Below are 19,764 nucleotides of genomic sequence, written 5' to 3' on the forward strand. Positions count from 1 at the left end.
AGAATCGCGGCCATGCACGGCAATTCCATGCCGGATAACTACGTATACGTCACCGAAGAAGGCGTGACCCGCCACTACGCGGACGGCAGCGTCGACGCCCTCGCGTGGGAGGACGTCGTCGAGGTACGGGTCGTGGGGAACTCCCCGGGGGGCGGCGCGGGGACCCCCGCGGCCGGCACCGCGACCGGTGCCGCGGGTGACGCGGAAGCAGACGTCCTGTACATCCTTCTCGACCGTGAGGGCCAGGGCTGCGTCGTGCCCAGATCGGCCACCGACGGAGCCTTCCTCAGCAGGCTCCGCTATCTGCCGGACTTCGACCTCGACCGGCTCAGCGCGGCGATGGACGCCGCCCGCGGCTCCTCCGTCGTCGTCTGGCGCAGCCCCGATCCGCCCTCGGCGCTGCCGGACCTGGAGTACGACTAGCCTCTCCCGCGGCCGGACGGGAGGCCGCCCCGCCGGCCGGTCCGGCGCGGGCGGGGGCCGTCCGGTGAGGGGGCGGGAGAGGCCGCCCTCCGATCACCCGATGGATTCAGGTGATCTGGCGCGCATGTTTGGACCGTTCCGTCAAGGCGTGACGATGTGCTTATTTCGGCCAATAGTGGACAGCTGTCTCGTATTCCACTCGTGAACCTTGATCACTATCATTTCCACTGTTACTAACGCGCCTGATGCATTTGAGAAATCTGTAAACCACTGAGACTCGGTGCACGTCTTTTTCAGCGGTCGATGCTGGGGCAGTTGGGTGGGGTGGTATGCGGGTGGGGACAGAGGAGCCCGCCGTCGTGCTCCTCGATGGCGATGTGGCACGTTCCGCGCCGAGCATCTGGACGCGGTCCTATGCCCGGGTCCTGGTGGCCGGCGACCTTGCGTGCGCGGTGCTCGCGTGCGAGTCGGTGCTGGGCACCAGGCTCTGGTTCGGCGCCTACATCCCGGTGACGGAGGCGCTGCTGGGCCTGGGGCTCGCCCTGGCGTGGCCGCTGGCGATGGCCCTGGGCGGCGCCTACCGCCGGCGTGCGCACGGCGAGGGGACGGAGGAGTTCCGAGGGGTCTTCGAGGGAGGCGTCGGCCTCACGGCCGCCGTCGCGATCGGCGCTTACGCGACACAGACCAGCATCGCCAGGAGTTTCGTCATGGCGATGCTTCCCGCGGCCCTCATCCTCACGATTTTTTTCCGTTACCGCATGCGCAAGAGGCTGCACCGGCGGCGCGCCGCCGGAGAATACCTCCGCCACGTGGTCGCCGTCGGCCACCGGGAGTCGGTGCTCGACCTGGTGATCCAGCTGCGCAGGCAGCCGTACCACGGGATGACCGTGGTCGCCGCGTGCCTGCCGGAGGGGGCCGAGCGGAGGGACGTCGACGGGGTCCCGGTGCTCGGCGACTTCTCCGGGGTCCTCGAAGCGGTGACCAAGGCGCAGGCCGACGCCGTCGCCGTCCTGGCCTGCCCCGAGCTGGACGGCGCCGCGCTGCGCCGGCTCGCCTGGGATCTGGAGAACGACCGCACCGACCTGTTCGTGGCGCCCGCGCTGATGGACGTCGCGGGTCCGCGCGTCAGCATCCGCCCGGTGGCGGGGATGCCGCTGCTCCACGTCGAGCATCCCGAGTTCACCGGCACCAAATACTGGATGAAGTCCCTGTTCGACCGCTGCGGCGCCGGACTGGCCCTGCTCGTGCTGGCGGTGCCGATGCTGGTGATCGCGGTGCTGATCCGGTCGACCAGCCCGGGGCCGGCGCTGTTCCGGCAGACCCGGGTCGGAAAGGACGGCCGGGAGTTCGAGGTCGTCAAGTTCCGCACCATGGTCGTCGACGCAGAGCGCCTCAAGACGCAGCTCCAGGGCGAGAACGAGTTCGACGACGTGCTCTTCAAGATCCGCAACGATCCGCGGGTCACCCGGGTGGGGGCCTTCCTCCGCCGCTACTCCCTCGACGAGCTGCCCCAGCTCCTCAACGTGGTCCGCGGTGAGATGTCGCTGGTCGGGCCGCGCCCTCCGCTGCCCGCGGAGGTCGAGCAGTACGGCGCCGACGTCCGCCGCCGCCTGGTGGTCAAACCGGGCATGACCGGCCTGTGGCAGGTCAGCGGCCGCTCCGACCTGTCATGGGAGGAGTCGGTCCGGCTCGACCTGCGCTACGTCGAGAACTGGTCCCTCTTCCTGGACCTGCAGATCCTCTGGAAGACCTGGAGCGCCGTCGTCAGCGGAGAAGGGGCGTACTGAACGTGAAAGCACTCGTGCTGGCCGGCGGGTCGGGCACGCGGCTGAGGCCGATCACCCACACCTCCGCCAAGCAGCTCGTGCCGGTGGCCAACAAGCCCGTGCTCTTCTACGGGCTGGAGGCCATCGCCGCCGCGGGCGTCCGGGAGCTGGGCCTCGTGGTCGGCGACACCCACGCCGAGATCGAGGCGGCCGTCGGCGACGGCTCCGCGTTCGGGCTGCAGGTGACCTACCTGCGCCAGGAGGCTCCGCTCGGGCTCGCCCACGCGGTGCTGATCGCCCGCGACTACCTCGCCGACGACGACTTCGTCATGTACCTCGGCGACAACTTCATCGTCGGCGGCATCGACGGCATCGTGGAGCGGTTCGGCCGGGACCGCCCCGCCGCGCAGATCATGCTCACCCGGGTCGGCGACCCGCGGCAGTTCGGCGTCGCCGAGCTCGACGCCTCGGGGCGGGTGGTCGGGCTGGAGGAGAAGCCGGCCGAGCCCAAGAGCGACCTGGCGCTCGTCGGCGTCTACCTGTTCACCCCCGCCATCCACGAGGCGGTGGCCGAGCTCAAGCCCTCCTGGAGGGGAGAGCTGGAGATCACCGACGCGATCCAGTGGCTGATCGAGGAGGGCCTGAGGGTCGAGTCGGACGTCATCACCGGCTACTGGAAGGACACCGGCAACGTCGCCGACATGCTGGAGGTCAACCGGCTGGTCCTGGAGTCCCTGGAGACCCGGGTGGACGGCCGGGTGGACGGCGCCAGCGAGCTGATCGGCCGGGTGGTCGTCGAACCCGGCGCCGTGGTCGAGCGCTCCCGCATCGTCGGCCCGGCGGTCATCGGTCCCGGGGCACGGGTCTCCGGCAGCTACGTCGGCCCCTTCACCTCCATCGCCGCGGACTGCGTGGTCAGCGGCAGTGAGATCGAGTACTCGATCGTGCTGCCCAGGGCCTCGATCTCCGGAGTCTCCAGGATCGAGGCCTCGCTCATCGGCCACGACGTCGAGGTCACCCCCGCACCCGCCGCACCCCGAGCCCACCGCCTCGTGCTGGGCGATCACAGCAAGGTCCAGATCAGCTCATGACAGCGTCCACCCGGGAGCCCTCGCGGGTCCTCGTCACCGGCGGCGCCGGGTTCATCGGCTCCGCCTACACCCGCATGCTGGCGGCGGACGGGATCGCCGTGACGGTCCTCGACAAGCTCACCTACGCGGGCAACCCGGCGAACCTCGAAGGGGTCGCCCACACGTTCGTGCACGGCGACGTCTGCGATCCCGTGCTCCTGTCCCAGGTGGTCCCCGGCCACGACGCCGTCGTCAACTTCGCGGCCGAGTCCCATGTGGACCGGTCGATCGAGGGGGCCGCCGAGTTCGTGCGGACCAACGTCCTGGGCGTCCAGGCCCTCATGCAGGCCTGCCTGGACGCGGGGATCCCGCGCGTGGTGCAGGTCTCCACCGACGAGGTGTACGGGTCGATCGACTCCGGGTCGTGGAACGAGTTCGCGCCGCTGCGCCCGCGCTCGCCGTACGCGGCCTCGAAGGCGGGCGGGGACATGATCGCCCGGTCCTACGCGATCACCCACGGGCTCCCGGTCTCCATCACCCGCTGCGGCAACAACTACGGCCCCCGCCAGTACCCGGAGAAGGTGATCCCGCTCTTCGTCACCAACCTCCTGCAGGGGCGCAAGGTCCCGCTCTACGGGGACGGCGGCAACGTCCGCGACTGGGTCCACGTCGACGACCACTGCGCGGGCATCCGGCTGGTGGCCCGGATGGGCGAGCCGGGCGAGGTCTACCACATCGCCGGTACGGCGGAGCTGAGCAACGTGCGGCTCACCGAGCGGATCCTGGCGGCCTGCGGGGCCGGATGGGACATGGTCGAGCACGTCGAGGACCGCAAGGGGCACGACCGCCGCTACTCCCTGGACGACGCCAGACTGCGCGCGATGGGCTACGCGCCCAGGGTCGGCTTCGACCAGGGCCTGGCGGAGACCGTCCGCTGGTACGCGGAGAACCCGGACTGGTGGAAGGCGCTCCTGTGACGCGATGGCTGGTCACCGGCGCCCGGGGCATGCTCGGCACCGACCTGGTCGCCCTCCTGCGGCGGGAGGGCGAGCAGGTCGCGGCACTGGGCCGCGCCGAACTCGACGTGCGCGACGTGCGGGCGGTGGCGGAGGCCGTACGACTGCACAAGCCCGACGCGGTGGTCAACTGCGCGGGCTGGACGGCCGTGGACGACGCCGAGGCGCACGAGGCCGAGGCCCTCGCGGTCAACGGCCACGCCGTGCGGGCCCTGGCGGAGGGCTGCGCGGAGCTGGGCGCCCGGCTGGTGCAGGTCTCCACGGACTACGTCTTCGACGGCACCGCGCGGCGGCCGTACCGGGAGGACGACCCGACCGGCCCGGTCGGCGCCTACGGCCGGAGCAAGCTGGCCGGCGAGCGCGCGGCGCTGGAGCGCGACCACCTCGTGGTGCGCACGGCCTGGCTGTACGGCGCACACGGGGCGAACTTCGTCCGGACCATGATCCGGCTGGAGGCCGAGCGGGAGACCGTCTCCGTGGTGGACGACCAGCACGGGCAGCCGACCTGGACCGCCGACCTGGCGGCCGAGCTGGTCCGGCTGGTGCGCGCCGACGCGGCCCCCGGCGTGCACCACGCCGTCAACGCCGGCCGGACGACCTGGTACGGCCTGGCCCGCGAGGTCTTCACCCTGCTGGGCGCCGACCCGGAGCGGGTCCGGCCGGTCACGACCGCCGAGTTCCCGCGCCCGGCCCGGCGGCCCGCCTACAGCGTGCTCGGGCGCCGCACCGGGCCCGCCCTGCGGGACTGGCGGGACGCCCTTCACACGGCGTGGCCCTCGCTGACCGGAGGCGCCCCGTGATGCGCCCGCTCGTGGGCCAGGCAGGCGGCGTAGTCCGGGAGCAGCCCGGCGGCCCGCGCCTCCTCCAGCGTGGGGGCGGCGGCGTCCTTCTCCGAGAGCAGCGGCTCGCCCTCCAGCGGCCAGTCGATGCCGACGGCGGGGTCGAGCGGGTGGACACCGCGCTCGCGCCCCGGCGCGTACGGCTGCGAGCACGCGTACAGGACGGTCGCCCGGTCGCTGAGCGCGAGGAACGCGTGGCCGAGGCCCTCGGCGATGTAGAGGCCCCGGCGGGCCGAGTCGTCCAGGCGCACGGCCTCCCAGCGGCCGAAGGTCGGCGATCCGGTGCGGACGTCCACCACCACGTCGAGGATCGCGCCGGAGACGCACATGACGTACTTGGCCTGACCGGGCGGGACGTCCGCGAAGTGCACGCCGCGCAGCACGCCGCGCCCCGACACCGAGCAGTTGAGCTGCGCGAGGTCGAGCCGGTGGCCGGCGGCCAGGCGCAGGTCGGCCGCGCGGAACGCCTCGAGGAACGCGCCGCGGGAGTCCGCGTGGACGCGGGGGGTGTACTGCCAGGCTCCGTCGATGCTCAGGGGCTCCATGAGCCGAAGCATGCCATGACATCGAGGACCGGTTCAGCATTGTGATCATGAATTGTCCGGAAGGGATCTTTTCAGCATGACCGTGCAGCACAGGTGTAACGCCCGTCGTGATCCAGGCGAACTAGTAAGGCGTGTCGTGTCCGACGTGGTGACCAGGGCCTCGGTGACGGTCGCGTCCGGTGGCGGGGGAGTGCATCGATGACGAGCTGCCGGCTGTGCGGTTCGGCGAGGCTGGAGAGCGTCGTCGACCTGGGGGCGACCCCGCCCTGCGAGCTGTTCCTCACCGCGGAGCGGCTCGACCTGCCCGAGCCGACCTACCCGCTGCACCTGCGGGTGTGCACCGAGTGCCGGCTCGCGCAGATCCCGCCGCTGATCACGCCCGAGGACACCTTCACCGAGTACGCCTACTTCTCCTCCTACTCCACCTCCTGGGTGGAGCACGCCCGGGAGTTCGTCCGGGCGCGGGACCTGGCGCAGGACGCCTTCGTGGTCGAGGTCGCCAGCAACGACGGCTACCTGCTCCAGCACGTGGTCGGGCGGGGGATCCGCTGCCTGGGCATCGAGCCGTCCGCCAACGTCGGCCAGGCGGCCAGGGAGAAGGGGGTGCCGACCCTCACCGCCTTCCTCACCCCGGAGACCGGCGCGGCCGTGCGCGCCGAGCACGGCCCCGCGGACCTCGTCGTGGCCAACAACGTCTACGCGCACATCCCGGACATCGTGGGGTTCACCCGGGGACTGCGGGCCCTGGTGGCCGACGACGGCCTGGTCTCCGTCGAGGTCCAGCACCTGCTGACGCTGATGGAGCTGAACCAGTACGACACGATCTACCACGAGCACTTCCAGTACTACACGGTCGCCTCCGCGCAGCGGGCCCTGGCGAGCGGCGGGCTGACGCTGGTGGACGTGGAACTGCTGCCCACGCACGGCGGCTCGATCCGCCTGTGGGCCCGCCCCTCCGGCGAGCCCGGCCCGCGGGTGGCCGACGTCCTGGCCCGGGAGAAGGCCGCCGGGCTGCACGAGCTGTCCGGCTACACCGACTTCGCCGCCCGGGTGGCCAGGGTCCGCCGGGACCTGCTCCGCTTCCTCGTCGACGCCGCCGACCAGGGCAGGACGGTGGTCGGGTACGGCGCGCCCGGCAAGGGCAACACGCTGCTCAACCACTGCGGGATCCGCCCCGACCTGCTGGCCTACACCGTGGACCGCAACCCCTACAAGCACGGCAGGTTCACCCCCGGCACCCGGATCCCGATCCTGCCGCCCGAGCGGATCGCCGAGGACCGGCCCGACTACGTGCTGGTCCTGCCGTGGAACCTGCGCGAGGAGATCGTCGAGCAGCTGTCCTACGTCCGCGAGTGGGGGGGCCGGCTGGTCTTCCCGATCCCCAGCCTGGAGGTCGTCCCGTGAAGGTGGTCCTCTTCTGCGGCGGGTACGGCACGCGCATGCGCAGCGGCGCCCCCGGCGACCCGCCCAAGCCGATGCAACTCGTCGGCCCCCGGCCGCTGATCTGGCACGTCATGCGCTACTACGCGCACTACGGGCACACCGAGTTCATCCTCTGCCTGGGGTACGGCGCCGAGCACATCAAGGACTTCTTCCTGAACTACCGGGAGACCACGTCCAACGACTTCGTCATGCGCGGCGGCGCCGTCGAGCTGCTGTCCACCGACATCGCCGACTGGTCGATCTCGTTCGTCCAGACGGGCATCGAGTCGCCGATCGGGGAGCGGCTCCGCCGGGTCCGCGAGCACCTCGACGGCGACGAGCTGTTCCTGGCCAACTACGCCGACGTGCTCACCGACGCGCCGCTGCCCGACATGATCGAGCGGTTCGCCGCCTCCGGCGCGGGCGCGTCCATGGTGGTCGTCCCGCCGACCGACACCTTCCACTGCATCGAGGTCGGCGAGAACGGCTCGGTCGGCGGGATCACCCCGGTCAGCGAGATGCCGCTGTGGATCAACGGCGGCTACTTCGTGCTCCGCCAGGAGATCTTCGACCACATCCCGCCGGGCGGCGACCTGGTCGCCGACGGCTGCGCGGAGCTGGCCAAGGCGGGCCGGCTGCTGGCCTACCCGCACCGGGGCTTCTGGAAGCCCACCGACACCATCCGGGAGCGGGTCGCGCTCAACGAGGCCTACGCCCGCGGAGACCGGCCGTGGATGGTCTGGGAGCGCGAAGAACTGCAAGGCCCCCGCCGGCCGGTCCGGCAGGTGTCGTGACGATGCTCCGGCTGATTCCCGAGCGCTGCGCGGAGATCCTGCTGCTCGGCGCGCACTGCGACGACATCGCCATCGGGGCCGGCGGCGCCCTGCTGGAGATCTGCCGCGCCAACCCGGAGACGCGGGTCACGGCGCTCGTGCTCTCCGGCGGGGGCAGCGAGCGGGAGGACGAGGAACGGGCCGCGCTGGCCGCGTTCTGCCCCAAGGCGGACCTGGAGGTGACCGTCCTGGACGTCCCGGACGGGCGGCTGCCCGTCCACTGGGAGCGGGCCAAGCAGGCGGTGGAGGAGGTGCGGCGCCGGTGCGAGCCGGACGTGGTCCTCGCGCCCGCGCCGCACGACGCGCACCAGGACCACCGGGCCCTGGCCCGGCTGGTGCCCACCGCCTTCCGCGACCACCTGGTGCTGGGCTACGAGATCCTCAAGTGGGAGTCCGACCTGGCCCAGCCGAACGTCTTCGTCCCGCTGCCGGCGGAGGCGCTGGCGGAGAAATGGGCCCTGCTGCACGAGCACTACCCCTCGCAGCACGGCCGTACCTGGTTCGACGAGGAGGCCTTCCGCGGCCTGGCCAGGGTGCGCGGAGTGCAGTGCCAGAGCCGCTACGCCGAGGCGTTCCATTCGGCGAAGATCGTTTTCGGGTACTAAGGAGATGCTGTGCGTGTTCTCGTGACAGGTCATCAGGGCTATCTCGGCACGGCCATGGTCCCCGCCCTGCAGGCGGCGGGTCATGACGTGGTCGGCCTGGACTCAGGATTGTTCGCCGACTGCGCGCTGGGACCGGTCCCGGTGGAGCCGCCGGGGTTCCGGGTGGACCTGCGGGACGCCGGTCCCGAGCACGTCGCCGGGTTCGACGCGGTGATCCACCTGGCGGCGCTGTCCAACGACCCGCTCGGCGCGCTGGCGCCGGAACTGACCTATGACATCAACCACCACGCGTCCGTGCGGCTGGCCAAGCTGGCCCGGGACGCAGGGGTCAGGCGTTTCCTCTACGCCTCCACCTGCTCGGTCTACGGCGCCTCCGGAGGCGACGAACTGGTCGGCGAGGACGCGCCCCTGCGCCCGGTCACCCCCTACGCCGAGTCGAAGGTCCGCGTCGAGGACGACCTGTCGGGCCTGGCCGACGACGACTTCACACCCGTGTTCCTGCGCAACGCGACCGCCTTCGGCTTCTCCCCGCGGCCGCGGGTGGACATCGTGCTGAACAACCTGGTCGGCCACGCCCTGCTGACCGGGAAGGTGAAGGTGCTCTCCGACGGGACGCCGTGGCGGCCGCTCGTGCACGTCAACGACATCTCCGGCGCGTTCCTGCTGGCGCTGACCGCGCCGCGTGAGGCCGTGCACGCCAAGGCGTTCAACGTGGGCACCGAGCAGAACAACGTCACGGTGGCGGAGATCGCGGGGGAGGTCGTGGAGGCCGTGCCGGGCTCCGAGCTGCTGATCACCGGTGAGGCCGGGGGCGACCCGCGCTCGTACCGGGTGGACTTCTCCCGGCTGCGGGCCGCCTTACCCGACTACCAGGCGAGCTGGACGATCAAGGCGGGCGCGGTCGAGCTGATCGAGGCCTACCAGCGCCACGGCCTGACCGAGCCCGACTTCGCGCAGCGCTTCACCCGGCTCGCCTGGCTGGCCGGGCGCCGTGAGGCGGGCCTCATCGACGGGACACTGCGGGCGACATGACCGGTACGGGAGCGGGAGAGCGGATGCACGCCCTGGTACGGCGGCTGCATCCGCTCCACAGGAGCATGACCGGCGACGGCGTGCGGCAGACCCTGGAGATCATCGCGGAGGAGGTGCCGCTGACGGTCCACGAGGTGCCGACGGGGACACCGGTCCTGGACTGGCAGGTGCCCCGCGAGTGGAACATCAGGGACGCCTACCTCAAGAACCGGGCGGGCGAGCGGGTGGTGGACCTCGCCCGCAGCCCCCTGCACGTGGTGGGCTACAGCGTGCCGGTGTCGCGGACGATGACACTGGCCGAGCTCCGCGGGCACCTGCACACGCTGCCCGACCAGCCGGAGCTGGTGCCGTACCGGACCTCCTACTACGGCGACACGTGGGGTCTGTGCCTGAGCGAGAACACGCTGAGGGGGCTGCGCGAGGACGAGGAGTACGAGGTGCTCATCGACTCGACGCTGGCCGACGGGCACCTGACCTACGCCGAGCACGTGGTGGAGGGATCGGGCGCGGGCGAGGTGCTGATCGAGTGCCACACCTGCCACCCGGCGCTGGCCAGTGAGACGCTGGCGGGCATCGCCGTGGCGGTCGAACTGGCCCGCTCGCTGACCGCCCCGCGCCACACGTACCGGTTCGTGTTCGCGCCGGGCACGATCGGGTCGATCACGTGGTTGGCGCGCAACCGCGACCGGGTGGAGCACATCAGGCACGGGCTGGTGCTGGCGTGCGCCGGGGATCCCGGCGGGCTGACGTACAAGCGCAGCCGCAGAGGCGACGCCGGGGTGGACAGGGCGGCCGCGCACGTCGTGGCCGCCCGGGGCGGCACGGTCGTGGACTTCACCCCGTTCGGCTACGACGAGCGGCAGTTCTGCTCACCCGGGTTCGACCTGCCCGTCGGCCTGCTGACCCGCACGCCCAACGGGGCCTTCCCCGAATACCACACCTCCGCGGACGACCCGGGGTTCGTGACCGCCGAGGCGCTCGCCGACACGTTCACGGCCGTCCGCGAGATTGTCGAGGTCCTGGAGGAGAACCGCACCTACGTCAATCTCTCCCCCTACGGGGAGCCGCAGCTGGGCAGGAGGGGGCTCTACGGGACCCCGGGGCTCGACCAGATGGCGATCCTGTGGGTGCTCAACCTCTCCGACGGCACGCATGACCTGCTCGCGATAGCGCAACGTTCGGCGATCCCGTTCGCCGCGGTGGCGCAGGCAGCCCGCGCGCTGGCCGCCGCCGCTCTGATCAAGGAGGTGGGGACATGACCGCGTACAGGGTCGGCGACGTGGTGGAAGTGCTCAGTGTCCGGGAGATCCTGGCGACGCTGGACGAGGACGGCGAGCTGGACGGCCTGCCCTTCATGCCGGAGATGCTGGAGTTCTGCGGGCGGCGGCTCACCGTCGGCAAGGTGGCGCACAAGCTGTGCGACACCATCGAGCGCAGCGGGTTGCGGCGCATGCCCGACGCGGTGCATCTGACGGGCTCGCGGTGCGACGGGAGCGCGCACGGCGGCTGTCAGACGGCCTGCCTGCTGTACTGGAAGACCGCGTGGCTGAAGCGCGTGGAGAAGGGCCCGGGAGGAGACGCGCGGGACACGTTCCCGCCGGCCGGCCCGGGGCCCGTCGACGTGGAGGTCCTCAGCCGGAGGACCAGCCGGGAGCCGTTTTCCGATGGCTCGCCCCGCTACGCCTGCCAGGCGACGGAGATCCTGCGGGCCGCGCCGGAACGCCTGCCGGTCAAGGACCTGCGGCAGTACGCGTGGGACGTGCGCTCGGGCAACAACACCGTGGCCGAGACGGTGCGCGGTGTCCTCATCGCGCTGTTCGACAAGTTCCAGTACCTCAGCAGGCGGGTGCTGCCCCGATGGCTGCGGTTGCGGGGCGGGCGGCCGTGGGGCTTCCTGAAGGGCCGCGCCGTCGGCCCGACCCCGGTGGCCGCGCTCGACCTGAAGCCGGGCGAGATCGTCAGGATCCGCTCCAAGCGCGAGATCGAGCTGACGCTCAACGAGCGGCTGCAGAACCGGGGCATGGGGTTCGAGGACGGGCTCACCGCCTTCTGCGGCCGGACGGCGAGGGTCACCGGACGCGTGGAGCGGTGCATCGACGAGACCACCGGACGGATGCTGCAGATGAAGACCCCGTCCGTGGTGCTGGAGAACGTCGTCTGCCCCGGTACGAACAGCCTCAACTGCCCGCGGGGCCACCTGCCGTTCTGGCGGGAGATCTGGCTCGAGCGGGTCGAACAGACAAAGGAGTGAGGGATGCTGGTTTCCATAGGCCTTCCCGTGTACAACGGCGCCGACGTCATGGAGGGCGTGATCCGCTCGGTGCTCGCCCAGGAGCACGGGGACGTCGAGCTGGTCATCGCGGACAACGCCTCGACGGACGGCACCGAGGAGCTCTGCCGCGACCTGGCGGCCTCCGACAGCCGTATCGCCTACCACCGGCACGCCCAGAACCTGGGCATGCTCAAGAACTTCGAGTACGCGATCCAGGCGGCCAAGGGCGAGTACTTCCGGTGGATCGGCGACGACGACCGGCTCGACCCGACGTACGTGACCCGCTGCGTCAACGCCTTCCAGGCCGATCCCCGGCTGCTCCTGGTCACCACGCAGATCTCCTACACGGGGCCTGACGGGGTGGTGCGGACGCAGCCGTACGAGGAGTTCAAGCCCGGCTCCGGCCTGGGTTCTGACGACCCGGTCGAGCGGGTGGCGGAGATACTGCGGCTGCTCACCGAGACTTACCTGATCATCGATCCGCTCTACGGGATGGTCAGACGGGAGCCGATCGCGGCCATGCAGCGCCGCAACATGCCGCAGGAGGACCAGGTGTTCGCCACCCGCATGGCCATGGCGGGGCCGTGGGAGCACATCAACGAGGTGCTCGCACACCGGCACTGGGCGATCAAGTTCCGCGCGACGCTCGCCAGGCGCCTCGGCGTGCCGGCCTGGCAGGGGTACTGCTCGACGATCCTGCAGTGCCGCGAGACGGTCTACTGGGCGCAGGCCGCGGCCCGCGCGGGTGAGATCACTCCCGAGCAGGCCAGGCAGATCAGAGCCGCCGTGCGGGCGCTGTACGTACGCCGCCACCGACTGGCCGCGGTCCGCCGTGCCCGCAAGGCCGGCCGGCTGGTGCTCGGCCGGGCGCACTGACGCGCGGGCCCTATGTAACGGCTGTCCCTTCCGTGTCGATTCTCTCGGTACGGGTGGGTGACAGCCCTGTGAAGGACGGCGATGGCGCAACAGCAGGGCACAGGGCCGCTGGTGACAGATCAAGAGGGTGACGGCTCCGGCGCGCCCTCGATCGGCCGGCTGGCGGGCAGGGGGCTGCGGTGGGGGCTCCTGGGCACCCTGCTGACCAGGGCGGGCTCGTTCCTCATGGGCCTGGTGATGGCGCGCCTGCTCGGCTCGGAGGACTTCGGGCTCTACGCCGTCGCGCTGGCGGCGATGACGATCCTGATGACCGTCAAGGACCTCGGCATCATGGCCGCCGTCGTGCAGTGGCGGGGCAGGCTGGAGGACATCGCGCCGACGGCGACGGTCCTGTCGTTCATCTCCGCCATCGGGCTCTACCTGGTCTTCTTCACGGGTGCGCCGTACTTCGCCGCGCTGGCCGGGGCCGAGGAGGCGGCACCGGTGGTCCGGCTGCTCACCGCGGTCATCCTCGTGGAGGGGTTCACCGCGGTGCGGTCGGCGGCGCTGATGCGCCGCTTCGAGCAAGACAAGATCACCATGGCCGTCGGGGTGGGTTTCCTGGCCAACGGGACCATCGCGATCACCCTGGCCGCGCAGGGCGCGGGCGCGTTCAGCTTCGCCTGGGGGCAGGTGGCCGCCGCCGTGATCGCGGGATCGATCATGTTCAGGCAGGCCGGACTGCCCCTGCGGCTGGGACTGGACCGGGACGTCGCGGTGCGGCTGCTGAAGTTCGGCATCCCGTCGGCCGCCGCCATCGGTCTGGAGACCATGCTGATGAACGCCGGCTACCTGGTGGTCGGCAACATCATGGGACCGGTCTGGCTGGGGTACTTCCTGCTGGCCTTCAACGTGTCGAGCTGGGTGCCGGGCGTGATCGGCATGGCCGTGCGCTACGTGTCGATCCCCGGGTTCTCCCGGCTCTCGGAACAGGACCCGGACGCGTTCGCCGAGGGAGTGCGCCGGTCCGCGACGCTGCTGCTCAACGCCGTGCTGCCGGTCGCCATGGTGATGATCGTGCTGTCCCATCCGCTGATCGCCTTCCTCTACGGCGAGCAGTGGAACTACTCGGCGGGTGTGCTGCGCTTCCTGGCGGTGGTGATGGTGACCCGGATGCTGACGGCGTTCGCGCTCGACGTGCTCACCGGGCAGGGCAACACCAAGGCCGGGATGTGGATGAACGTCGGGCACGGCGTGCTGCTCATCCCCATACTGATCGTCGGGACCCGGTTCGACGGCATCCGCGGTGCGGCCGTCGGGCAGGCACTGGCCGGTGTGGTGGTGGCGCTGCCGATCGCGGCCTTCATGCTGCGGCGCTGCGGCGTGCCGATCCGGCCCATCGCCGTCTCGATGCTCCGCCCCCTGTGGGGATTCGGCTGCGGGCTCGCCGTGACCGCAGGGGTGAACTGGCTGGTGGCGGGGCCGGCCGTGGCCGAACTCGTGCTGGGGTCCGCCGCGGGGCTGGTCGTCTACGTGGTGTTGGTGGTGCCGCGCCGGCGATTAAGGGAGGTCTCCGGGCGGGCGGCCGGTCTCCTGAGCCGCCGTCTGCGACTCACCCGCGAGTGAGGCGTATGTCAGAGTAGGCGAAGAGAGCTGTTCTACGTTGCAGATCCTGCAATGGAATAGGCGGGGAAACATGGAGTTCTGGAATATCGTCATCGGTCTCCTGCGGCGGAAACTCGTCGCGACGCTGCTGATAGTGTTCCCGCTGACCGCCGCACTTGTGGCGTTCTTCCTGGTTCCCGCCCGATACACCGCTTCCAGCTTCATCGTGCTCACCACCTCGGCCACCGGGGAACTGCTCCCGCAGGACCCGAACAAGAAAGGTGCGCTGACCAACCCGCTGCTGGAGTTCAACGACGGGCTGCGCACCACCTCGGCCATTCTCATCAGCGCCCTGACCACGCCCCAGGTGCTGACCCAGCTCGGTGCGCCGCCGGAAGGCAACACCGAGCTCACCATCGACGACGGGCGCAGCAGCGACGTGCTGCTCCAACTCGGCGGCCCCTTCGTCTACATCGAGGTGGACGCCACGTCCGCGGCCAAGGCGGAGAAGGTGGTGAAGGACACCAGGGAGCGGGTCCGCGGCGAGCTGCACAAGCGGCAGGTGGCGCTGGGCGCGCCCGCGGCCACCTACATCTCGGCGGTGGACGTCATCCCGCCGACCATGGCGAAGCAGTCCCTGGCGAACAAGGCGCAGGCGACCGGCACGGTGCTCGTGACCGCCTTCCTCTGCCTGTTCGGTGCCGTGTACGCCAGGGAACGTTCCCGCATCGCGAAGGCCGCGCGAGGAGATGCCGCGCTTCCCGCCGGGGCGGTCCGGGCGCCCGAGCCCGAGGAGCGGCGGCCCGCCCCCGAATCCGCGCCGGTCGGGTCCGGCGCGGCGCCCGAACCCCCCACCGGGGCGCCCGGACCTCCGGCCGAGGCTCCGGAGCCCGCCGAGGTCCCGGAGCCCGCCGAGCACGAGGGCCGTCCCGAACCGGTCGGAGCGGCAGCGGAGGCGGGGCCCGCCGGGTTCGCCGAGACGACCGCGGAGGTCAGGATTCCCAGGCCCGCCGCGTCGCCGGAACCGGCCAAGCACGAGGAGCCCTACAGGCCCCCCGAGCCGGATCTGGACGACGACTCGATCACGGCCGTCTTCCCGGTCATCGTCATAGATGACCCGGCCGAGAACGTCAACGGCCAGGTCGAGTCGTCACCGGGGAAGTCCGGCTGAACCGGTTCTCAACGAGCGGCCACCTGCCGGCCGCGCTCGATGGCGGCCCGCCGGACCTCGGGGCCGGTGCCGGAGTGCGAGGAGATCATCAGGCCGATGGTGTCGGGGCCGAGCCGCTCGGCGAAGGCCAGCGCGTCCTCCATGGTCATCGGCGTGCGCTCGTAGTTGTTCAGGCACACCTCCGGACTGGTGGCGGGACGCTCCTGCTCGGGGAGGGCCTCGTCGGCGAAGACGCCGTACAGCATGAACTCGGAGATGTGCAGCTGCGAGGTGAAGACCTCCAGCCAGTGCCGGCCGGCCACCTCGCTGAGCCTGTTCTGCATGGCCGTGACGATCGCCGGGTCCCAGAAGAGCAGCGCGCCGACGTAGTCGGGCAGCGGAGGCGGAGGTGCGGGCGGCAGGCCGAGCAGCCGCCGGGAGACCTGGTGCCAGAGGACGTGCCGCTCCATCTCCTTCTTCACCCCGCCCTCCGCACGCGTCAGGCTCAACCTCCCGTCCTCGGTGAACGACTTGACCGAGACGGGACGGACCAGCACCACGTCGGAGTCGGCCATCAGCACCGTGTCGGCGTCCACGGCCGTGGCAGCGGCGATCTTGGCTGCCTGCTGCATGATCCAGCCGCGCACCGGCGGCCACGGCCGGGCACCGTTGATCCATACGCCGCCGCTGTTCAGCGGGAGCCGGACGTAGCGGCGGGGGATCAGCTCCGGATGGGTCCAGATGCGACAGCGCGGACCCTGGTAGCGGGCGAAGGAGGATCTGTGCGCCGCCGGGACTATCACGTGGTGGACCGTGTCGTCACCGGTGAACTCCAGCACCGATCTGTGCAGATCCGCGAACAGTTCCGCGTCGGGGCCGTAAGTCGGGGTGATGACAGCCAGTTCCGCCATGCCGGACTTCCAATCAGCGGGAGACAGGGATACAGCCGGCGCATCCTGATGCTCGGCACCTTATTTCGTATCGATCCAGGCCGGGGGGGATGTTACACGTGACTGCGTAACGCCCCATGATGGTTGAGCGATGACTTCTGAGGACGGGAGGGAAACGGATGGACTTCTGGGGGGCTGTCCTCGTCGTTTTCCGGCGATGGTATGTGTTCTTCCCCGCCCTCCTCCTCTCCATGGGCGGTGTGGTCGGGCTGTACATGACGGTTCCCGTGACATACACCTCCATGGCCGTCGTGGTGCTCACCGTGCCGCCGACCGGCGGGACGCAGCCGCTGGACGAGCAGTTTCCCAACTGGCCGAGCAATCCGCTGCTGAACTTCAACGACGGGCTCAACATGGCGGCCTCCATGGTCATCCACGCGGTCAACAGGCCCGAGGTCGCCGCCGAGCTGGGTGCCACCCCGGACGGGACGACGTACAAGGCCACTAACGGGGCCACCAACCCGGAGCTGCTGATGAACAGCCCCTTCGTGTTCATCGAGGGGGAGGCGGCCACCGCCGGGGAGGCGCGGGAGATCGTCCGGAAGGCCGCCGCCCGCGCCCGCGTGGAGCTGGACAACCGCCAGAAGCTGGTCAACGCGCCGCGCAGCACCTACATCACCATGGTCGACGTCATGCCGCCCACGACCCCGCTGAAGATGAGCGGCAGCCGGATGCGGGCGGTCGTGGTCGGCCTGGCCGTCGGCCTCATCATGACCCTGTTCCTGGTCTTCTCGGCGGAGAGCTTCGCCAACGCCCGCCAGGCCGGGAAGGCACGCCGGCCGCAGGCCCAGCGGCTGCCCGTCCCGGACGAACGGGAACGCTCCACGGCCCCCGCGCTGACCCGCTGAGCCGGCCATGACAGCGACCCCCGTGACAGCGACCCCCGTGACGGCGACCCCCGTGACGGCGACCGGCGTGACGGCGACCGGTGGCGGCCGCCGTGTGCTGCCCCGGCGCGCCGACGGCGCCACACTGGCCTGCTTCTACCTCGTCGCCCTGCTCCTGATCCCGGCCCGGCAGGTGCTGCGCGGACTGCCCATCTCGCTCACCGTTCACGACATCCTGGGCGGGGGCATCCTGCTGTGCTGGCTGCTGGCCCACTTCAGCACCCGCCTCGGCATCGCGAAGGGGCCGAACCCGATGCGGCGGGCCGTCTTCGTCTTCGCCACGGTGCTCCTGTTCTCCTACGGCTACACCTCCTTCCGCTACCTGCCGAACGACGAGCTCAACAGCTCCGACCACATGCTGATCGTGATGATCGGCTACATCGGGATCACCCTGGGCATCTGCGACGGAGTGCGCGGCAGGGAACGCCTCGACTTCGTCCTCAAGACCATCGCGGTCTCGGGCGCCATCGTCTCCGCCATCGGCGGGCTGCAGTTCCTGTTCGCGTTCGACCTGACCGAGTTCATGCGCGTGCCGCTCCTGCGTCCCACCACGGAGGAGGAACTGGAACGGATGATCGAACGCGGGTCACTGCGCCGGGTGGCCTCCACCACCGGCCACCCGATCGAGTTCGGCGTGGTGAGCGCGATGATCCTGCCCCTGGCCGTGCACTACGCCCACCGGGCGCGGGCGGCCGGTCGCGGAGCGGTGCGCTGGTGGGTGTGCGCGGGCCTGGTCGCCAGCGGGCTGATGTGGTCGGTCTCCCGTTCGGCCGTGCTGGCCGTGCTGGCCGCGGGCATCGTGCTGTTCCTCGGCTGGTCGAGACGGCGCAGGATCCAGGCGCTGATCGCCGTCGTGATCGCGCTGGCGGTGACCAGGGTGCTGGTGCCCGGCCTGCTGGGCGTGTTCTACGGGCTCTTCGCGAACGCCACCAATGACGAGAGCATCACCTACCGCACGCACGACTACGACAACGCGGTCGCGGAGATATCCCGGTATCCCTGGCTCGGCCGCGGAATCGGCACCTGGTACGCGCCCAAACACCAGATCTTCGACAACCAGTACATCCTGACGGCCGTCGAGAGCGGCATCATCGGCGTGGTCGTGTTCTTCGGCCTCTTCATCGTCGCCCAGTACGCCCTGATCCGGGTGCGGCTCATGTCCGCCGGGGACGAGCAGACCAAGGACCTCGCGCTGGCCCTCTCGGCCGCGCTGGTCATCCCGCTGCTCGGGTCGGCGACCTTCGACCTCCTGGCCTTCCCCATGGTCTCCGGTCTCAGCTTCGCCCTGCTGGGCGCGGTGGGCGCACTGCTGCGCGCCGTTCAGGAACGGCCCCGCACCGGTCTCACTGGGGAAGGTCCTTCATCCGCCGCGACGGCATGAGCAGCGCCTGGAGCGAGGCCTTGGCGGTGACCCGGCCCGCGGCCGCGCGCACCGCCGTACCCAGCACCATGGCCAGGTAGTACGCCGCGCCGGCCACCGGGCCCCTGCGCCGCCTGAACAGTTTGACCTTGTTCACCATGAGGAGCGCGGCCAGCGTCGGGTTGACGCCCGACTCGCCGCCGATGTGCTCCACCACCGAGGCCGGCTCGAACCAGAGCGCGTAGCCGTGATCGGCCGCCCGCAGCGCGTACTCCGTCTCCTCGCTGTAGAGCAGGAACGACTCGTCCCACGGGCCGACCTCGGCCAGTGCCACCGCCGAGATGAGCATGGCGGCGCCGGTCGCCCAGACGGCCGCGCCCGGTGCCTCGTACAGCCGGGCATCGGTGATCAGCTCGCCCAGCCTGCCGAGGCGGCCGGCCGCGTTCCCGCCGATGAGCGCCTCGGCCCAGGCCCTGCCCACGGTCGGCATGCGGCGCAGCGAGTGCTGCAGGGTGCCGTCGGGGTTGACGATGAGAGGGACCGCGATGCCGCGGCCGGGCCGGCGCAGCGCCGCCACGAGCGGGGCGAGCGAACCGGGCCGCAGGCGGCAGTCGGGATTGATCACGTAGACCGCGTCGCACTCGCCGTCGCCGATGGTGGCGACGGCCGCGTTGATCGCCGCGGAGTAGCCGGCGTTCCGGCCCACCTGGACGACGCGCACGGGCAGGGCGGTTCTGCTCTCCGCCACCCGCACCGAGTCGTCCTTGGAGGCGTTGTCGGCCACGATGACGCTGACCAGGTGGACGCCCTCGGCCCCCGCCGCGATGGAGTCCAGGCACTCGCCCAGCACCCCGGCGCTGTTGTAGGTGACGATCACGACGGCGATCCTGGCGGGGCCGCCGGAGCCCTCCTCAGGCAGCACGGAGATCCCGCCGGTGCTCATGTCTCCGGGCGGCGCTGCCGCCGCCCCGCGCCGTCAGCTTGGTACCCCTCGCCAATTCCCCGATGTCCCTGTCTCTCGTTCACGGCTCCGACTGCCTTATATCCGGTACGGCGGGCCGGTCGTTACAGACGGGGCCGGCCGCCTGGACCGGCCGTGCCTCCCGGTCGGAGCCCGGAGGTAACGGGCGCCCT

19 protein-coding genes are annotated in these 19,764 nt (G+C 70.9%); 16 read left to right on the forward strand and 3 right to left on the reverse strand.

Features of this window, described 5'->3' with window-relative positions; all coding sequences use genetic code 11:
• The first annotated feature begins 63 nt into the window (after positions 1 to 63).
• The 5 genes from FHS22_RS02455 (at position 64) to rfbD (ending at position 5,075) form a co-directional block, all read left to right on the forward strand.
• The gene (locus tag FHS22_RS02455) at positions 64 to 423 is read left to right on the forward strand and encodes a hypothetical protein (RefSeq protein ID WP_338047560.1); all 360 of its coding nucleotides are present in this window, start codon (positions 64 to 66) and stop codon (positions 421 to 423) included.
• 329 nt (positions 424 to 752) lie between these two features.
• On the forward strand, positions 753 to 2,210 hold the full coding sequence (locus FHS22_RS02460) for a sugar transferase (protein WP_184937926.1): 1,458 nt from the start codon (positions 753 to 755) through the stop codon (positions 2,208 to 2,210).
• Between the two features lie 2 nt (positions 2,211 to 2,212).
• Positions 2,213 to 3,280 (forward strand): glucose-1-phosphate thymidylyltransferase, encoded by a 1,068-nt coding sequence (locus tag FHS22_RS02465; protein ID WP_184937928.1) that lies wholly within the window; start codon positions 2,213 to 2,215, stop codon positions 3,278 to 3,280.
• A complete protein-coding gene (rfbB, locus tag FHS22_RS02470) occupies positions 3,277 to 4,236 on the forward strand; it encodes a dTDP-glucose 4,6-dehydratase (protein WP_184937930.1) in 960 nt (319 codons plus the stop codon). Before FHS22_RS02465 ends, rfbB begins: the two co-directional genes overlap by 4 nt.
• Complete coding sequence (gene rfbD, locus FHS22_RS02475) at positions 4,233 to 5,075, forward strand: dTDP-4-dehydrorhamnose reductase (protein ID WP_184937932.1); 843 nt, start codon at positions 4,233 to 4,235, stop codon at positions 5,073 to 5,075. Before rfbB ends, rfbD begins: the two co-directional genes overlap by 4 nt.
• Here the strand turns inward: rfbD and rfbC are convergent.
• Positions 5,036 to 5,659, reverse strand: a complete 624-nt coding sequence (gene rfbC, locus FHS22_RS02480; protein WP_184937934.1) for a dTDP-4-dehydrorhamnose 3,5-epimerase — start codon at positions 5,657 to 5,659, stop codon at positions 5,036 to 5,038. The genes rfbD and rfbC overlap by 40 nt on opposite strands.
• Before the next feature lie 198 nt (positions 5,660 to 5,857).
• Between rfbC and FHS22_RS02485 the strand changes: the two genes are divergently transcribed.
• The 9 genes from FHS22_RS02485 to FHS22_RS02525 all read left to right on the forward strand — a co-directional run bounded on the left by FHS22_RS02485 (position 5,858) and on the right by FHS22_RS02525 (position 15,454).
• On the forward strand, positions 5,858 to 7,063 hold the full coding sequence (locus tag FHS22_RS02485) for a class I SAM-dependent methyltransferase (RefSeq protein WP_184937936.1): 1,206 nt from the start codon (positions 5,858 to 5,860) through the stop codon (positions 7,061 to 7,063).
• Positions 7,060 to 7,875, forward strand: coding sequence for a sugar phosphate nucleotidyltransferase (locus FHS22_RS02490; RefSeq protein ID WP_184937938.1), 816 nt, complete (start codon positions 7,060 to 7,062; stop codon positions 7,873 to 7,875). Before FHS22_RS02485 ends, FHS22_RS02490 begins: the two co-directional genes overlap by 4 nt.
• Before the next feature lie 2 nt (positions 7,876 to 7,877).
• Positions 7,878 to 8,519 carry a PIG-L deacetylase family protein gene (locus FHS22_RS02495; RefSeq protein ID WP_184937940.1) on the forward strand — a complete coding sequence of 214 codons (642 nt, stop codon included), beginning with the start codon at positions 7,878 to 7,880 and terminating at the stop codon, positions 8,517 to 8,519.
• Between the two features lie 9 nt (positions 8,520 to 8,528).
• The gene (locus FHS22_RS02500; RefSeq protein ID WP_184937942.1) at positions 8,529 to 9,551 is read left to right on the forward strand and encodes an NAD-dependent epimerase/dehydratase family protein; all 1,023 of its coding nucleotides are present in this window, start codon (positions 8,529 to 8,531) and stop codon (positions 9,549 to 9,551) included.
• Entirely contained in the window at positions 9,548 to 10,810 is a 1,263-nt protein-coding gene (locus tag FHS22_RS02505; protein ID WP_184937944.1) for a DUF4910 domain-containing protein, read from the forward strand. Before FHS22_RS02500 ends, FHS22_RS02505 begins: the two co-directional genes overlap by 4 nt.
• The gene (locus FHS22_RS02510; protein ID WP_184937946.1) at positions 10,807 to 11,802 is read left to right on the forward strand and encodes a hypothetical protein; all 996 of its coding nucleotides are present in this window, start codon (positions 10,807 to 10,809) and stop codon (positions 11,800 to 11,802) included. Before FHS22_RS02505 ends, FHS22_RS02510 begins: the two co-directional genes overlap by 4 nt.
• A 3-nt stretch (positions 11,803 to 11,805) precedes the next feature.
• Positions 11,806 to 12,699, forward strand: coding sequence for a glycosyltransferase family 2 protein (locus FHS22_RS02515; RefSeq protein WP_184937948.1), 894 nt, complete (start codon positions 11,806 to 11,808; stop codon positions 12,697 to 12,699).
• A gap of 81 nt (positions 12,700 to 12,780) precedes the next feature.
• Positions 12,781 to 14,304, forward strand: a complete 1,524-nt coding sequence (locus tag FHS22_RS02520; RefSeq protein ID WP_184937950.1) for an oligosaccharide flippase family protein — start codon at positions 12,781 to 12,783, stop codon at positions 14,302 to 14,304.
• A gap of 70 nt (positions 14,305 to 14,374) precedes the next feature.
• On the forward strand, positions 14,375 to 15,454 hold the full coding sequence (locus FHS22_RS02525) for a hypothetical protein (protein WP_184937952.1): 1,080 nt from the start codon (positions 14,375 to 14,377) through the stop codon (positions 15,452 to 15,454).
• A gap of 8 nt (positions 15,455 to 15,462) precedes the next feature.
• On the opposite strand, the gene FHS22_RS02530 is transcribed toward FHS22_RS02525, so the two are convergent.
• Complete coding sequence (locus FHS22_RS02530) at positions 15,463 to 16,344, reverse strand: DUF6492 family protein (RefSeq protein ID WP_184937953.1); 882 nt, start codon at positions 16,342 to 16,344, stop codon at positions 15,463 to 15,465.
• Positions 16,345 to 16,574: 230 nt separating this feature from the next.
• Between FHS22_RS02530 and FHS22_RS02535 the strand changes: the two genes are divergently transcribed.
• Both FHS22_RS02535 and FHS22_RS02540 read left to right on the forward strand, forming a co-directional pair.
• A complete protein-coding gene (locus FHS22_RS02535) occupies positions 16,575 to 17,231 on the forward strand; it encodes a hypothetical protein (RefSeq protein ID WP_184937955.1) in 657 nt (218 codons plus the stop codon).
• Between the two features lie 7 nt (positions 17,232 to 17,238).
• Positions 17,239 to 18,651, forward strand: coding sequence for an O-antigen ligase family protein (locus FHS22_RS02540; protein ID WP_184937957.1), 1,413 nt, complete (start codon positions 17,239 to 17,241; stop codon positions 18,649 to 18,651).
• Here FHS22_RS02540 and FHS22_RS02545 read toward each other — a convergent pair.
• Positions 18,614 to 19,573, reverse strand: coding sequence for a glycosyltransferase family 2 protein (locus FHS22_RS02545; RefSeq protein ID WP_184937959.1), 960 nt, complete (start codon positions 19,571 to 19,573; stop codon positions 18,614 to 18,616). The genes FHS22_RS02540 and FHS22_RS02545 overlap by 38 nt on opposite strands.
• Positions 19,574 to 19,764: the final 191 nt, after the last annotated feature.

Origin of the sequence: Thiemannella venezuelensis, from assembly GCF_014203605.1 — a bacterium.
In the GTDB taxonomy this organism is placed as follows: Bacteria; Actinomycetota; Actinomycetes; order Streptosporangiales; family Streptosporangiaceae; genus Planomonospora_A; species Planomonospora_A venezuelensis.

Excerpts from the sequence above, each read along its gene's own strand:
- FHS22_RS02460 (WP_184937926.1), top strand. The coding sequence starts at position 753 with ATGCGGGTGGGGACAGAGGAGCCCGCCGTCGTGCTCCTCGATGGCGAT.
- rfbB (WP_184937930.1), top strand. The coding sequence starts at position 3,277 with ATGACAGCGTCCACCCGGGAGCCCTCGCGGGTCCTCGTCACCGGCGGC.
- rfbC (WP_184937934.1), bottom strand. The coding sequence starts at position 5,659 with ATGGAGCCCCTGAGCATCGACGGAGCCTGGCAGTACACCCCCCGCGTC.
- FHS22_RS02485 (WP_184937936.1), top strand. The coding sequence starts at position 5,858 with ATGACGAGCTGCCGGCTGTGCGGTTCGGCGAGGCTGGAGAGCGTCGTC.
- FHS22_RS02495 (WP_184937940.1), top strand. The coding sequence starts at position 7,878 with ATGCTCCGGCTGATTCCCGAGCGCTGCGCGGAGATCCTGCTGCTCGGC.
- FHS22_RS02505 (WP_184937944.1), top strand. The coding sequence starts at position 9,548 with ATGACCGGTACGGGAGCGGGAGAGCGGATGCACGCCCTGGTACGGCGG.
- FHS22_RS02510 (WP_184937946.1), top strand. The coding sequence starts at position 10,807 with ATGACCGCGTACAGGGTCGGCGACGTGGTGGAAGTGCTCAGTGTCCGG.
- FHS22_RS02515 (WP_184937948.1), top strand. The coding sequence starts at position 11,806 with ATGCTGGTTTCCATAGGCCTTCCCGTGTACAACGGCGCCGACGTCATG.
- FHS22_RS02520 (WP_184937950.1), top strand. The coding sequence starts at position 12,781 with ATGGCGCAACAGCAGGGCACAGGGCCGCTGGTGACAGATCAAGAGGGT.
- FHS22_RS02525 (WP_184937952.1), top strand. The coding sequence starts at position 14,375 with ATGGAGTTCTGGAATATCGTCATCGGTCTCCTGCGGCGGAAACTCGTC.
- FHS22_RS02530 (WP_184937953.1), bottom strand. The coding sequence starts at position 16,344 with ATGGCGGAACTGGCTGTCATCACCCCGACTTACGGCCCCGACGCGGAA.
- FHS22_RS02535 (WP_184937955.1), top strand. The coding sequence starts at position 16,575 with ATGGGCGGTGTGGTCGGGCTGTACATGACGGTTCCCGTGACATACACC.
- FHS22_RS02540 (WP_184937957.1), top strand. The coding sequence starts at position 17,239 with ATGACAGCGACCCCCGTGACAGCGACCCCCGTGACGGCGACCCCCGTG.
- FHS22_RS02545 (WP_184937959.1), bottom strand. The coding sequence starts at position 19,573 with ATGAGCACCGGCGGGATCTCCGTGCTGCCTGAGGAGGGCTCCGGCGGC.